Source organism: Anoxybacillus sp. ST4 (assembly GCF_019448545.1).
In the GTDB taxonomy this organism is placed as follows: Bacteria; Bacillota; Bacilli; order Bacillales; family Anoxybacillaceae; genus Anoxybacillus; species Anoxybacillus pushchinoensis.
This window is the reverse complement of record NZ_JAHZOE010000038.1, coordinates 1-14,170: the sequence shown is the minus strand read 5'-3', so window position 1 is coordinate 14,170 and position 14,170 is coordinate 1. Positions and strand designations below refer to the sequence as shown.

Genomic DNA, 14,170 nt, shown 5'->3' with positions numbered 1-14,170 from the left:
TTGCACTTACTACCTTACCAGGAGGAGAGCCCGTTTTTCATCTATTTTGCTTACATATCTGACAGGTTCCTTATTATACCAAATCAGGAACCTGTCTTTTTTTCTCCCACAAACATTTTACTCATACCATCCCGCTCATTCCAAGCTGAAGATGATGAAGAAAAAGAACGACCATTACAAAAAGAATGGTCGTTTTTAACGTGTGAGCGCATGTTCTACTTTGATGCAGCGATCCATCACAACCGTATACCCTTTTTCTGTCAAGTAACGATACACTTCTTCATCATATACACCTAATTGCGCCCAAAACACGTCCGCATGAATTTGTACAAACTGCTCAGCAATTTCACGCAAATGTTCAGACCGACGAAATACATTCACAATATCTACATGTCCTTCAATATCAGTTAACGTAGCGACAGCTGGGATACCTTCCCATTCTTTAATGAGCGGATTGACTGGGATGATTTCATACCCTGCCTCTCTCATCGCTTTTGCAACCATGTAAGATGTACGTTCTGGACGATTCGATAATCCTACTACAGCAATTCGCTTTGCCTTGTCTAATATTTGTTTAATCTGTTCACGACTTGGATTCATGTGCTCAACCTCCCTATGATAAACTAGTATTTCTTCATGTAAAAAAATAATCCTGCCTTCATTTTTTAAAAAAGCATGTTACAATAAAAGCAGAACCTCGATTCGAAGAGGAAATATTTATGGAGTAAAGGGTGCATACGATGTCCATTTTGCTTATAATTATCGGTTATTTACTTGGATCGATTCCGTTCGCCTTGCTTGTCGGGAAAATTGGATACGGAATTGATATACGTGAGCACGGGAGCGGAAATTTAGGTGGGACAAATACATTTCGCGTGCTCGGAGTAAAAGCGGGACTAATTGTTACAATTGCCGACATCTTAAAAGGGACGTTAGCGGCAAGCTTACCCGTACTGTTTTCTGTAGATATTCATCCCCTTATTACAGGGATGTTTGCTGTGTTTGGTCATACATACCCCGTATTTGCTCAATTTCGTGGTGGGAAAGCGGTCGCTACATCTGGTGGAGTCTTATTGTTCTACTCACCCATTCTTTTCATGACGATGTTAGCCGTCTTTTTCCTCATTCTATATGTATCAAAATACGTCTCGCTTTCATCGATGTTAACAGGGGTATATGCGACCGTATATGCATTTGTTTCGACAGATGATGTGCCTTTGCGCATCGTCGTCACATTATTAACATTGTTCGTATTTTATCGTCATCGAGCAAACGTGAAACGGATTTTAAACAAAACCGAACCGAAAGTGAAGTGGTTGTAACGTGACAACATGTCATTTACCAAAACAATTTGTAACAAAAATGAATGCTTTGCTTCACGATGAAGCGGAGCGTTTTTTTGCGACATACAACGAAGAAAAAGCAAATGGATTGCGCGTCAATTCGTTAAAAATTTCACCATCGACATTTTTACATATCAGTCCATGGAACCTTGAGCCTATTCCTTTTTGTTCAACAGGATTTTATTATCATGATGCGCAGCCAGGGAAACATCCGTACCATGCGGCTGGATTATACTATATTCAAGAACCGAGTGCGATGTTTGTAGCGGAAGTGCTTGCCCCATCCCCAGGAGAACGAGTTCTTGATTTATGCGCGGCTCCAGGAGGAAAAACGACACAAATCGCAGCAATGATGAATAACGAAGGATTTTTATTGGCAAATGAAATTCATCCGAAACGTGTGAAAGCTCTATCAGAAAATATCGAACGGCTCGGAATTACAAACACCATCGTGACAAATGAAACGCCTGAAAAACTATCGGAAACATTTGAAGGTTTTTTCGATAAAATTTTAGTTGATGCCCCTTGTTCCGGAGAAGGAATGTTTCGAAAAGATGAAGAAGCGATCTCATTTTGGAGCTTAGATCATGTTCAAAAATGCACCCAAGCGCAACGACATATTTTATCATGCGCCTATCACATGTTACACGAAGGGGGGATACTCGTTTATTCGACGTGCACATTTTCCCCAGAAGAAAATGAACAAATGATTGATTGGTTTTTAGCGACTTATGATGATATGGAGTTAATTCCGATTCAAAAAGAACACGGCGTCCAATCAGGTGTTGTTGATTGGACAAGCACGAACAATGAACAAATAGCACATACAGCAAGGTTATGGCCCCATCATCTAAAAGGAGAAGGACATTTCGTCGCAAAAATGCGCAAACGTGGAGAAACAAAACGATGGAACGGAAAATTTATGACTCCTAACGTATCTAAAGCGATGTGGCGTGATTATGAGACGTTTTCCAACAATACGATACAAACAACAATAAAAGGAACGATGTACACGTTCGGCACACACTTATTTGCGCTTCCACATCTTTGCCCGCGATTAGATGGTTTAAAAGTCGTTCGTCCTGGGCTTCATATTGGTGAATGGAAAAAAAACCGATTCGAACCTAATCATGCTTTAGCTATGGCATTAACACCACAACAAGTACAAGCTCATGTTTCTCTCACTTTTGAAGAAAGTATCCGATATATGAAGGGAGAAACATTACAAACTAACGAAGACCGTGGATGGGTATTGATGACTATTGACGGGTACTCGCTCGGTTGGGGAAAAGAAGTAAAAGGAATTGTAAAAAACTTTTACCCTAAAGGATTACGAATCAAGTAGGATGCCCCTCGTTAAAAGGGACATCCTTTATTTTGTAATGGTAACTGTAAAAGTAATATCATCTTTACCCAAATCGAATGTTTTCGCTTTTAACACAAACCCTTTTTTAATCTGAATGTCGCTTACGACGATGTAAATGCGTTCTTGTTTGACATCCACTTTCACCCAATCCGGCAAAGAAGCATGTTTATCTATATACGCTAAAACATACGGTACAGGCAAACGAAGTTGGCCGAACGTCATCATTGGCTGAGCAAGCACAATATGTCCATGCTCATCGACAACCGGATCAAATGCCATTGTTAAATCTACAGGCCTCCCAAATACCGGGATTACACTTTTTATATACAGCCGATCAGCCAGTTGAACATCGTAAGATAATTGACCTTTTTTTTCATGTTTCTGAATGTATGCATTCACTAACGTATTAAGATGTTGTTTCGATGTTTGAACAGTAAATGTTGGACCTTCTCCTTCAATGCTTGGAATACTTGGGGAAGAAGATGGCTGAAACATATAAAAAAATAACAAAGCGATGAGCAAACCATTTATTCCTAACAAACCAAAAAACAAATGTTTCCATTTTACTTTTACGGTCTTCACTGTTCATTCTCCTTTAGCCATTCAACATGTTTTTGTAAATATGTGTATATACGTTGCGCCATTCGCTCATAACCGCGCGCGTTTGGATGAAACTGATCGTCATACAATACGTCGTCACGCCCTTCAAACAAGTCTGCAATAGGAACGAATAACGCATAATCATAGCGCGAAACGACTTGTTTACTCCCTTCATTCCACATGTGTATGATGTCATCCATTTCCGGTATATTCGGAAATGCTGAGGAAAACGGATTGTATAATCCGATAAGCACAATGTAAGCATCTTCATTCATATGACGAAGAAGTTGCAATTGCTCATGAAGTCGGGAAGCAAATGCCTCCTGCTCTTTTACAAATAAATCGTATGTCAAAGTTAAAAAATGTGAGCGAGCAACTTTCATGATATCATTTCCACCAATCGTAATAAAAATAAGATCCGCTTGTCGAATAAATGGTTCATTATTTATAATTACATCTGCCAGTTGTGTACTACGCAATCCTCGCTTCCCGAAGTTGTTCACAAATACTTCATTTATATCTTCTCGCTCTTCCATATATCGCTTTATTAGCGTGACATATCCATCTTGATCATCGCCTACCCCTTCTGTCAATGAATCACCTAACGCTACTATATGCAAATTACGAGGTAGCGGCTGTTGGATACTTTCCTCTGTCCGCTGTAAAGTTTCTTCTTTCACTGTCTGTATAGAAGAGCATCCAGCCAAACAGAAACAAAAGAGCAAAAGGAGAAACTTGTTCATACGCTTCATCTCCTCCCCATAAAAGAAAAGACAAAAATGACTAGACCATCATTTTTGTCTGTATCTCCTATTGTAACATGTCAATATGTTTTAAAATTTCTTCGTAAGGTACGTCATTTAATCCGCTATAATACTTCACAATCGTTCCGTTTTGGTCAACAAGATAAAAGTCTGTACCGTGAATGACTTGATCTCCTTCTTGCGGCTTCTTTACAACAGTTTTAAAGTTTTTTTGGGCAAAACGCTCGATCTCTTCCTGTGTGTACCCTGTAAGTAAATGCCATTTATTCTCATCCGCTTGAAACTTTTCGATATATGTTTTTAACGCTTCCGGTGTATCGTTTTCGGGATCTACACTAAATGAAACAAAATGGACATCAATCCCTTTTTCTTGCGCCATCTTTTGTAGCTTCGCCATATTAGCCGTCATCGGTGGACAAACATCAGCGCATCGTGTAAAAATGAAATCAGCTATCCACACTTTTCCCTTTAAATCAGCTAGACCGAATGTTTGACCATTTTGATCGGTGAACGTAAAGTCTTCAATTGGCCAGTTTTTTGCATCTGGAATCGATTGTTGGCAAGCAACGAGAACAGATAGTAATACAACAAACAGCCATAAACGTTTCAACTTTTGCTTCCCTCCCTACTCCGTATAATACATAAATCCTATCGCCCCTGGCCCTGTATGCGTTGAAATGATCGGGGTAGTGTATACAATCTCAGTTTGCGTCCATCCTGTTGCTTCTGCGATCGACTGTTTTAATCGTTCGCTCAAATCAAGTGCGTCTGCATGAGCAATCCCTACTGCTCGAATTGTTTTTCCTTTCGTATGCTCCACAAATTGATTTGTTAAATACTTGACGATTTGAGACTGGCTACGAACTTTTGTGACAGGAGTATATACACCGTCTTCTAACGAAGCGATCGGTTTAATGTTCAGTAGCGAACCGATCATTGCTTTTCCCCGTCCGATCCGTCCACCTTTCACGAGATTTTCGAGCGTATCGACAACGACAAACAAATGCGTATTCGCACGGATCGCATCAAGACGTGAAACGATTTCGGCCACCGTTTTTCCTTCAGCAGCCATTTTTGCCGCTTCTAACACTTGAAAGCTAAGCGCAAGAGAAATGAAACGAGAATCGATGACTGTAACGTTGGCTTTTGTCATGGCCGCTGCACTTTCCGCAGAACGTACCGTTCCGCTCATTCCCCCGGTCATGTGAATCGAAATCACGTCATATCCTGCTTCTCCTAGCTTATCATACACTTCTAAAAACTGTCCTGCAGACGGTTGTGAGCTTTTCGGTAGCTCATTCGCTTGCTTCATTTCTTCAATAAATTTTTGAGGAGTTAAGTCAATGCCATCTAAGTATGTTTTTCCGTCAATGGAGATAGATAATGGAACAACATGAATGCCCCATGCCTCAATCGTTTCTTTCGATAAGTCTACCGTTGAATCTGTTACAATCTTCACTTTACTCATTTTTTCACTTCCTGTATTTCATTCTAAAATTGTGTACGGTGAAATTATATAATAAACCCCCATGATATGTCGTCGGTTTCATAAAATTTTTTTGCAAAAAAGAGCTGATTTGCACTTTAGCAAATCAGCTCATGCGTTGTTTTTTAAAATTTCAGATTTAAATATTTGTTCGTATACCGGCCACTTCAACACGCGTTTTAAATACTCTTTAAACGAGTATATCTTTTTCGACTTCTCACTCGCATACACTTGTGCAATAAATGTTTGCAACCTAACTTTTACAATAAATTGATAAGGGTTATCGTCCTCCAGTACCGGAATTTCGATAATTTTTACTTTTTGCCCATCTACGTTTTTGAACTCTAGGCTTTTGAATAACAAAATATCAATCCTCTTTTTTGACCGATTTACTTATATTATACACGATTTTTATGCCGAAGTATGTCACATTTCGTCACTCATTTATAAAAAATTTTTGTCAAATCAACAAATGAAATAAACTGCTGTCTTTATTGACTTCTATAAATGGAAATCCTTTTTTCTTCATTCGCTCAACAAGTGGACCGTAATCTTCACGACACTTTAATTCAATGCCAACGAGAGCGGGACCGCTATCTTTATTATTTTTTTTCGTATATTCAAAAAGTGTAATGTCATCTGTTGGTCCTAACACTTCATCAAGAAATTCACGTAAAGCTCCGGCACGTTGCGGAAAATTGACAATAAAATAATGTTGAAGCCCTTCATAAATCATAGATCGTTCTTTAATTTCTTGCATGCGCCCGATATCGTTGTTTCCTCCGCTAATAATACAAACAACCGTTTTACCACGAATGTGATCTTTATATAAGTCAAGCGCAGCAACTGGCAACGCTCCAGCAGGTTCTACAACGATCGCATTCTCGTTATAAAGTTGCAAAATTGTTGTGCACACTTTTCCTTCAGGAACGACTACAATATCGTCAACGAGCTCTTTCGCTAACGTAAATGTCTTTTCACCCACGCGCTTGACTGCTGCACCATCTACAAACGGATCAATCTCACTTAAAGTAATCACTTCGTTTGCTTCAAATGATTTCTTCATTGATGGTGCCCCTTCAGGTTCAATTCCAATCAGTTTTGTGGCAGGGGAAATGCTTTTCATGTACGTGCCTACACCAGAAATGAGTCCTCCTCCACCAATGCTTGCAAACACATAATCAATAGCTTCTTCACAATCATTTAACATTTCAACTCCAACCGTTCCTTGACCAGCGATAACAGCTTCATCATCAAATGGATGGATAAACGTTCGCTGCTCTTTTTTGGCGCAAATAAGCGCTTGTTCGTAAGAATCGTCAAATGTATCACCAACTAAAATAATATCAACAAACTCCCTCCCAAAAAATTGAACTTGTGATACTTTTTGTCTCGGGGTTGTAGAAGGCATATAAATTTTCCCATGCACCCCAAGCGCTCGGCACGAATAAGCTACCCCTTGCGCATGATTGCCCGCACTTGCACAAACAACTCCATTTTTCTTTTCTTCTTCACATAAACTTTTCATTCGGTAATAGGCTCCTCGAATTTTAAACGATCGAACGACTTGTAAATCTTCCCGTTTAAAATATACGTGGCAATCGTAACGCTCTGAAAGCAATTCATTTTTTTGTAGAGGAGTATGGTATACGACGTCTTTTAATGTTTGATAAGCAATTAAAATATCTTCTACATATACACCATGTTTTCGTTTTACTTGTTGTTCCATTTTCTCGTTTCCTTTCCGTTTGTAATTTCGTTGTCAAAATTATGTTATTCTAAAATATATCATATTTTCGAATAAAGAAAAGTAAATTTTCTAAAAATTATCCGAAAAAATAAAGCTCGCTTGTTATTTGCGAGCTATTCGTTCATATATGCAAAATGTATGTGGGTAGCGATTTTTTTCATCTTGTACGCCAGGCTGTACCGAGCAGAGCTCCCATTGCTGTTCATCAATGTGTGGAAAAAATGTATCTCCATTAAACGTTGCATCAATATGCGTAACGTACAATCGATCAGCTATCGGCATCGCTTGTTCAAATACTTGTGCCCCCCCTATAACGAATACATGACCGTATTGTTGTTCGACTTGCTTTATGCCATCAATGGAGTGAATAACTTGACAACGAGAGATGTTCAAGACGGACTTGTCGCGTGTAAGTATGATATTCGTTCTTCCTGGCAAGGGGCGACCGATTGATTCAAATGTTTTTCTTCCCATCACAATCGGATGTCCCATCGTTACTCGCTTAAAATAAGCTAAATCAGCTGGTAAATGCCAAGGCAACGTATTGTTATAACCGATCACTCGATTTCGATCCATGGCCACAATAATAGAAATCAATCGACTCACTTCCTTATATAGACACGTCCGCTTTAATATGCGGATGCGGGTCATAATCAACGATTTCAAAATCTTCAAAACGATACTCAAAAATGGAAGAAGGCTTTCGTTTGATGATTAGCTTCGGAAGCGGGCGCGGCTCCCTCGTTAATTGCAATTTCGCTTGTTCAATATGGTTCATATATAAATGGACATCGCCGCCAGTAAAAATAAGTTCTTTTGGCTCCAAATCGCATTGTTGGGCAACCATATGTGTAAGTAATGCGTAGCTTGCAATATTGAACGGAAGACCTAAAAACGTATCGACAGAGCGCTGTTGCCACATACATGATAACGTCCCGTTTTCTACATAAAACTGAAAAGCATAGTGACAAGGAGGCAATTTCATGTAATCCAACTCCCCCACATTCCATGCATTTACTAAAAGTCGGCGAGAATTCGGGTTTGTTTTTATTTGTTCAATCACTTCACTAATTTGATCAATTGTTCGACCATCGGCCCCTTTCCATGAACGCCATTGCGCGCCATATACCGGTCCTAAATCCCCGTTTTCATCTGCCCATTCGTCCCAAATCGTTACACCATTTTCTTTTAAATAACGAATATTTGTCTCTCCACTCAAAAACCAAAGCAATTCGTGGATGATCGAACGAATATGTAATTTTTTTGTCGTAAGCAAAGGAAAACCTTCACGTAAATCGAATCGTAATTGACGTCCGAATACGGAAATCGTCCCCGTTCCTGTGCGATCGTCCTTATACACCCCGTTTTGTAAAATATCTTCAAGTAATTGTAAATATTGCTTCATAACACCCTCACCTTCTTTTATATACTGTCATTTATTATGACATAAAGCATACAACTAGGAAAGAAAAAACCGTAGGACAATCCTACGGCTAACAAATACGTGGTAACATTAATCCTGTTAATCGATATAATCGTCTTGTTGTCCCGAGCGGCGTCCGCAATAAAAGCTGACCTTTATTTGTTGCCCGAACGGTTCCAATCACAGCAGCATCTTTTCCCTCTGGTTGCGAACGGAGCGCATCAAGCACCGCTTGTTCATCTTCTTTTGGAACGATCATGACTACTTTTCCCTCATTGGCTAAGTAAAGAGGATCAAAACCAAGTAATTCACATGCCCCTTTGACTTCTTTCTTCACTGGGATACATTCTTCCTCTAATTCAATCGTTACACCGAAATCTTCACAAATTTCTACAAGAGTGGTCGCTAGCCCACCGCGCGTTGGATCGCGCATCAGTCGAATGCGCTGACTTGCCTCTAAAGCTTTTGCGACGAGTGGATACAATGAAGTACAGTCGCTCTCAATCGTTGATACAAGCCCTAATTCTCCTCGTGCAACTAATACAGCTACACCATGATCTCCAACCGAACCACTGACAATAACGGAGTCCCCTTCATCCATGTTCCGTTCAAGCGGGTGCGAAATAATGCCAATTCCTGTTGTATTAATATATAATCCATCTGCACTTCCACGTTCAACAACTTTTGTATCCCCTGCAACAATTGCTACATTTGTTTTTTTCGCTTCTTCTGCCATCGATTGAACGACTGTTTTTAAATGACGAATAGGAAACCCCTCTTCAATAATAAAGCTACACGTTAATACTTTTGGGATCGCCCCAACAACTGCTAAATCGTTTATTGTTCCAGCTACCGCTAACTTTCCGATATTTCCACCCGGAAAGAAAATTGGCTTGATGACAAAACTATCCGTTGTCACAGCGAGCTCATGTGTTCCTAACGCAAACGTAGCGGCATCAAACTTTGCATGACGCTCATTACGAAACGTAGAAACAAAAACATCTGTAATTAGTTTGTGAGCTAACTCCCCACCATCCCCATGCGCAAGCGTTATTCGCTCCATTCGTTACTCCTCCCTCATATATTGATAATAAGCTGCACAACTACCTTCCGACGATACCATACATGGACCAATTGGATTGAGGGGTGTACATGCTCTCCCAAACAACGCACATTGAGGTGGATCAATGAGACCACGAATCACTTCACCACATCGACATTTTGTTCGACGTGGTTCGCGTGTTGGAATAGGAAATTTCACCTTAGCGTTAAACTGATTATACTCACTCTTAAAATCCATTCCACTATCAAAAATGACACCGATGCCACGCCACACCTCGTCACATAATGTAAAGTAATGATTCATCCAATATTTCGCCTGCACATTTCCTTGTTCAGTCACAACACTTTTGTAATCATTTAATACAACAGCGCGTTGTTCAAGCGATAGCAGCAACAAATGACGAAGTGCACTTAACATATCAAGCGCTTCAAACCCGCTAATTACTGCAGGCATATTGTATTCTGTTGCTAAAAATTCAAAATGTTTTCTTCCCATTACCATCGATACGTGTCCAGGGAGTAAAAATCCATCTAATGCCACTTCTCCGTCATGAAGCAACTGGCGTAAAATCGGTTCCACTAGCTTCGTGGACATCCACATAGAAAAATTTCTTACTTGTTTCTCTTCCGCTTCTTTTACAGCTGCAGCTAAAATCGGAATCGTCGTTTCAAACCCTATGCCTAAAAAAATAACTTCTTGATGTGGGTGTTGTTCGGCGATGCGAACGGCATCAACAGGAGAATAGACAACTCGTACATCTTTTCCTTCTGTCTTCGCTTGCATCAACGTACCATAAGATCCTGGCACTCGAACCATATCGCCAAATGTACAAATGATTCGATTCACACCATCTGTCAAAGAAATCATTGCATCAATCGTTACTTGATCAGTGACACAAACAGGGCAACCAGGGCCAGAAATAAGACGAACGTATCCTTCAAGCGCTTTTTTCACCCCTGTACGAGCGAGAGCCATGGTATGTGAACCACAAACTTCCATGAAGGAAGGTATTCGCCCGAACGTTTGTTGAAACCGATCGGCTAACGTCTTCACTTCCTGTAACAGCATTTGACTAAGTGTTGAGTGATCCGTCACTTCTAGCATCGACTAACTTCCTCCATTCTTCTAAACTTTCTTGTGCATATTGCTCGTCAATAATAGACATCGCCTGGCCAGCGTGCACAATGACATAATCACCGATTTTCACTTCAGGAACAAAAATGATTCCAACGTTCATTTGTGAGCCCATCACGTCGACTAACGCAGAAAAACCTTCGATATGTAACACTTTTGCCGGCACTCCTACACACATGCCTGTCCCCTCCTATGTGCTGCAATCATTAACTGTCCAAGTGCTAATCCTCCATCGTTGCACGGTACTTTTTGATGTGTATAAACATTGAATCCAAGTTGAGAAAACTCTTGGCGAAGCCGTTTAACGATGTAGCGGTTATGCATACTTCCGCCTGATAAAACGATGTTACGCTCATATGTTGGATGTTGTTGCAAAGCAAGACGAACCATTTCAACAGACGCCTGAACAACTGTTTCGTGAAAACGTCCAGCAACGGTATTCGTTTGTACACCGTCATCGACATCTCTTATGATCGCCCGCCACATTTCTTTTAAATCAATTTCCCATGTTTCACGTCTTTCTACATTAAACGGATAAGCCTCATATATTTTCGTATCATCAATCAATTCGGAAAGCCGAATCGCCGCTTCCCCGTCATATGTGCTATGCGTACAAACATATAAGAAGGCGCTCACAGCATCAAACAATCGACCGCACGTCCCTGCTAGAGGGGAATGTAGCCCTTTTTCGATCATTTGTCTCAGCACATCAACGTCTCTCGCTCGCTCTATAAATCGTTGCTGCGCTAAAGCGTATCCTTCTTCCCCTAAATAGTATCCAAGCATGCCAACTGTTGTACGCCACGGTTCTTTCACACAACGTTCTCCACCAGGAAGTGGGGTATATGTCAAATGTCCGATTCTTTCATATTGCAAAGCGTTTCCGTATAACAACTCAAACCCCCATATATGCCCATCTTCGCCGTACCCTGTTCCATCTAAAATTAGACCAAAACATGAAGTTGAGATATGGTTTTCTTCCATACATGAAACCATATGCGCATGATGATGCTGTACAGCTACAATGTCGGCATCCCATTGTTTTGCGATGTTCCACGTTTCGTAGTTTGGATGTAAATCAACAGCAATAATTTTAGGTGTTACTCCCATCCACGTGCGTAAATGTTCGTATTCTCTCTCAAAATGTTCGATTACTTCTACATGTTCTAAATCGCCTATATGGGGCCCTAAAAAAATTTGCTGGTGTCTCCCGAACGCAAATACATTTTTTTGCTGCCCACCAAGCGCTACAATCTCATGTACATCTTGCTTTGTCCATAATGGATCTGGAACGAAGCCACGCGCCCGTCGAATGAAATGGGTGTTCCCATTTTCTATTTGGACAACAGAATCATCAAGCGGATGTACAATTGGGCGATTATGAACGAGAAAATAATCCGCAATGTTTTGCAAATCACAAAAAGCCCGTTCATCTTCGTATATGATCGGTGCTCCTGAACGATTAGCACTTGTCATGACAATGACAGGTAATTGATCATCCAACAATAAATGATGGAGGGGAGTGTACGGCAACATCACCCCAACCGTTTGTAACCCAGGAGCGACCGACGAAGCAATCATTGTGTTTTTTCTTTGTTTAACAACAACGATCGGGGCTTCCGGCGAGGTTAACAATTGTTTTTCTTCCTCCGTTACGTCACATAATTGTTCTACAATGTCAACAGAAGCAGCCATCACAGCCAACGGTCGATTTGGCCGTTGTTTTCGCATTCTTAATTGTTGAACAGCCCTTTCATTTGTCGCATCACATGCTAAGTGATATCCGCCTAAGCCTTTAATCGCAACAATTGCCCCGGCTTGAATATACGCCCTCGCCTGCTCGATCGCATCCCCCTGTACCATTTTTCCATCACGGTTTCGTAGCATGATAGAAGGACCACACGTTGGACAAGCAATAGGCTGAGCGTGATGACGACGATTCATAGGATCGTTATATTCCTCGTTACATCGTTTACACATTGGAAATGAATGCATCGATGTAAACGGGCGGTCATAAGGTAGCTGTTCAATAATCGTGTAGCGTGGGCCGCATTGTGTACAATTAATGAACGGGTAACGATATCGATGATCATTTGGATCATACATTTCTCGCAAACAATCATTACAAACAGCTGTGTCGATCGGAATAACGAGCGAAGAACTTCCCGTTCGTTCGCTCGGAATAATGGAGAAATCGTTACATGCTTGCCATTGGGCTGCAGTCACAATCATTTCATCAATACGGGATAGTCGCGGGGCTTCTACCGGTAAAGAGTGAATAAATTGATCGACTGCGTAAGCATCCCCTTCAATATGAATAAAGACCCCGTCCATATTGTTTTGTACAATTCCTTTTACGTTATAACGCTTTGCGAGTGCGAAAATAAAAGGACGGAAGCCAACTCCTTGCACTCGTCCTTTTACCGTAATATTGACTGCTTTTTGCATCGGGCAACCCCTTCCCGAATCCAATGTAACCATTCATCCATACCTTCACCCGTTTTCGCAGATATCGTCAATAACCTAGACTGTGGGTTAATACACAATAAATCTTCTTTTGCTTGCTCTACGCTAAAATCAAGATACGGCAATAAATCTATTTTATTTAGTAAAACGAGTTCTGTTCGCATAAACATCGTCGGATATTTCGGTATTTTATCATTTCCTTCTGGTATGCTTAATACAGCCACCTTATGTTGCTGTCCTAAATCATAGCCAGAGGGACAAACAAGATTTCCGACATTTTCAATAAACAAAATATCGAGATGCTGAAAATTAAATTGGGGTAAAACAGCTGCAATCATGCGAGCGTCTAAATGACATCCTCCGTGCGTATTAATTTGCACAGCTTGCGCACCAAGAGCCCGAATACGTTCCGCATCTTTTTCTGTCGCTAAATCACCCTCGATGACCCCAATACGAAATTCACTAGCTAGCGCCTCAATCGTTTTCTCTAAAATCGTTGTCTTTCCTGCTCCTGGAGAGCTCATTATATTGATGACAAGCGTATTCGTTTCTTCGAACAATTGACGGTTAAACGCAGCCGCTCGGTTATTGTTTGTTAACACATCAACTTCCAATGTAATTCTCATGTTGTTAAACTCCCTTCATATGCTATATACATCCAAATTGGCATTTTAACCTCTGATTCACACAGCACACCCCATGCGGCGTAACACCTCATCCGGGTGTTGTAGAACGTACTGTTCAAAGCGAGTAATGGATTGGGCAATGTCATTTT

At 40.6% G+C, this 14,170-nt stretch carries 16 protein-coding genes; 2 read left to right on the top strand and 14 right to left on the bottom strand.

The window, feature by feature from the left end; all coding sequences use genetic code 11:
• Positions 1 to 195 precede the first annotated feature (195 nt).
• A complete protein-coding gene (locus tag K1I44_RS14020) occupies positions 196 to 600 on the bottom strand; it encodes a CoA-binding protein (protein ID WP_003397219.1) in 405 nt (134 codons plus the stop codon).
• Between the two features lie 140 nt (positions 601 to 740).
• Here K1I44_RS14020 and plsY point away from each other — a divergent pair, with 140 nt between their 5' ends.
• Together plsY and K1I44_RS14010 are read left to right on the top strand one after the other, a co-directional pair.
• A complete protein-coding gene (gene plsY, locus K1I44_RS14015) occupies positions 741 to 1,322 on the top strand; it encodes a glycerol-3-phosphate 1-O-acyltransferase PlsY (protein WP_003397220.1) in 582 nt (193 codons plus the stop codon).
• A 1-nt stretch (position 1,323) separates the two neighbouring features.
• Complete coding sequence (locus K1I44_RS14010) at positions 1,324 to 2,688, top strand: RsmF rRNA methyltransferase first C-terminal domain-containing protein (protein ID WP_219986525.1); 1,365 nt, start codon at positions 1,324 to 1,326, stop codon at positions 2,686 to 2,688.
• Between the two features lie 27 nt (positions 2,689 to 2,715).
• Here K1I44_RS14010 and K1I44_RS14005 read toward each other — a convergent pair whose 3' ends face one another.
• From K1I44_RS14005 to hypB, 13 genes are all read right to left on the bottom strand, one after another.
• Complete coding sequence (locus tag K1I44_RS14005; protein WP_219986524.1) at positions 2,716 to 3,291, bottom strand: YpmS family protein; 576 nt, start codon at positions 3,289 to 3,291, stop codon at positions 2,716 to 2,718.
• A complete protein-coding gene (locus K1I44_RS14000) occupies positions 3,288 to 4,052 on the bottom strand; it encodes an SGNH/GDSL hydrolase family protein (protein WP_219986523.1) in 765 nt (254 codons plus the stop codon). The genes K1I44_RS14005 and K1I44_RS14000 overlap by 4 nt, the downstream gene beginning before the upstream one ends.
• A gap of 67 nt (positions 4,053 to 4,119) precedes the next feature.
• Positions 4,120 to 4,683, bottom strand: a complete 564-nt coding sequence (locus K1I44_RS13995; RefSeq protein WP_003397226.1) for an SCO family protein — start codon at positions 4,681 to 4,683, stop codon at positions 4,120 to 4,122.
• Positions 4,684 to 4,698: 15 nt separating this feature from the next.
• On the bottom strand, positions 4,699 to 5,541 hold the full coding sequence (locus K1I44_RS13990) for a DegV family protein (protein ID WP_219986522.1): 843 nt from the start codon (positions 5,539 to 5,541) through the stop codon (positions 4,699 to 4,701).
• A 129-nt stretch (positions 5,542 to 5,670) separates the two neighbouring features.
• Complete coding sequence (locus tag K1I44_RS13985; protein ID WP_003397228.1) at positions 5,671 to 5,922, bottom strand: YpmP family protein; 252 nt, start codon at positions 5,920 to 5,922, stop codon at positions 5,671 to 5,673.
• 97 nt (positions 5,923 to 6,019) lie between these two features.
• Complete coding sequence (ilvA, locus tag K1I44_RS13980; protein WP_003397229.1) at positions 6,020 to 7,288, bottom strand: threonine ammonia-lyase IlvA; 1,269 nt, start codon at positions 7,286 to 7,288, stop codon at positions 6,020 to 6,022.
• 123 nt (positions 7,289 to 7,411) lie between these two features.
• Positions 7,412 to 7,960 carry a dihydrofolate reductase gene (locus tag K1I44_RS13975; protein ID WP_370628017.1) on the bottom strand — a complete coding sequence of 183 codons (549 nt, stop codon included), beginning with the start codon at positions 7,958 to 7,960 and terminating at the stop codon, positions 7,412 to 7,414.
• The gene (gene thyA / locus K1I44_RS13970) at positions 7,920 to 8,714 is read right to left on the bottom strand and encodes a thymidylate synthase (protein ID WP_003397232.1); all 795 of its coding nucleotides are present in this window, start codon (positions 8,712 to 8,714) and stop codon (positions 7,920 to 7,922) included. Before thyA ends, K1I44_RS13975 begins: the two co-directional genes overlap by 41 nt.
• A gap of 88 nt (positions 8,715 to 8,802) precedes the next feature.
• Positions 8,803 to 9,795 carry a hydrogenase expression/formation protein HypE gene (gene hypE, locus K1I44_RS13965; RefSeq protein WP_219986520.1) on the bottom strand — a complete coding sequence of 331 codons (993 nt, stop codon included), beginning with the start codon at positions 9,793 to 9,795 and terminating at the stop codon, positions 8,803 to 8,805.
• Between the two features lie 3 nt (positions 9,796 to 9,798).
• On the bottom strand, positions 9,799 to 10,899 hold the full coding sequence (gene hypD / locus K1I44_RS13960) for a hydrogenase formation protein HypD (protein ID WP_219986519.1): 1,101 nt from the start codon (positions 10,897 to 10,899) through the stop codon (positions 9,799 to 9,801).
• Positions 10,868 to 11,107 (bottom strand): HypC/HybG/HupF family hydrogenase formation chaperone, encoded by a 240-nt coding sequence (locus K1I44_RS13955; protein WP_003397236.1) that lies wholly within the window; start codon positions 11,105 to 11,107, stop codon positions 10,868 to 10,870. Before K1I44_RS13955 ends, hypD begins: the two co-directional genes overlap by 32 nt.
• Positions 11,098 to 13,377: a carbamoyltransferase HypF gene (hypF, locus tag K1I44_RS13950; protein WP_003397237.1), complete on the bottom strand. Its 2,280-nt coding sequence runs from the start codon at positions 13,375 to 13,377 to the stop codon at positions 11,098 to 11,100. The genes K1I44_RS13955 and hypF overlap by 10 nt, the downstream gene beginning before the upstream one ends.
• A complete protein-coding gene (gene hypB / locus K1I44_RS13945; protein WP_035018657.1) occupies positions 13,350 to 14,021 on the bottom strand; it encodes a hydrogenase nickel incorporation protein HypB in 672 nt (223 codons plus the stop codon). The genes hypF and hypB overlap by 28 nt, the downstream gene beginning before the upstream one ends.
• Between the last annotated feature and the right edge of the window lie 149 nt (positions 14,022 to 14,170).

Bases quoted from the DNA above. Each gene is read 5' to 3' on its own strand.
- thyA (WP_003397232.1), bottom strand. From the start codon at position 8,714: ATGAAGCAATATTTACAATTACTTGAAGATATTTTACAAAACGGGGTG.
- K1I44_RS14000 (WP_219986523.1), bottom strand. From the start codon at position 4,052: ATGAACAAGTTTCTCCTTTTGCTCTTTTGTTTCTGTTTGGCTGGATGC.
- hypB (WP_035018657.1), bottom strand. From the start codon at position 14,021: ATGAGAATTACATTGGAAGTTGATGTGTTAACAAACAATAACCGAGCG.
- hypE (WP_219986520.1), bottom strand. From the start codon at position 9,795: ATGGAGCGAATAACGCTTGCGCATGGGGATGGTGGGGAGTTAGCTCAC.
- plsY (WP_003397220.1), top strand. From the start codon at position 741: ATGTCCATTTTGCTTATAATTATCGGTTATTTACTTGGATCGATTCCG.
- ilvA (WP_003397229.1), bottom strand. From the start codon at position 7,288: ATGGAACAACAAGTAAAACGAAAACATGGTGTATATGTAGAAGATATT.
- hypF (WP_003397237.1), bottom strand. From the start codon at position 13,377: ATGCAAAAAGCAGTCAATATTACGGTAAAAGGACGAGTGCAAGGAGTT.
- hypD (WP_219986519.1), bottom strand. From the start codon at position 10,899: ATGCTAGAAGTGACGGATCACTCAACACTTAGTCAAATGCTGTTACAG.
- K1I44_RS14020 (WP_003397219.1), bottom strand. From the start codon at position 600: ATGAATCCAAGTCGTGAACAGATTAAACAAATATTAGACAAGGCAAAG.
- K1I44_RS13990 (WP_219986522.1), bottom strand. From the start codon at position 5,541: ATGAGTAAAGTGAAGATTGTAACAGATTCAACGGTAGACTTATCGAAA.
- K1I44_RS13955 (WP_003397236.1), bottom strand. From the start codon at position 11,107: ATGTGTGTAGGAGTGCCGGCAAAAGTGTTACATATCGAAGGTTTTTCT.
- K1I44_RS13975 (WP_370628017.1), bottom strand. From the start codon at position 7,960: ATGACCCGCATCCGCATATTAAAGCGGACGTGTCTATATAAGGAAGTG.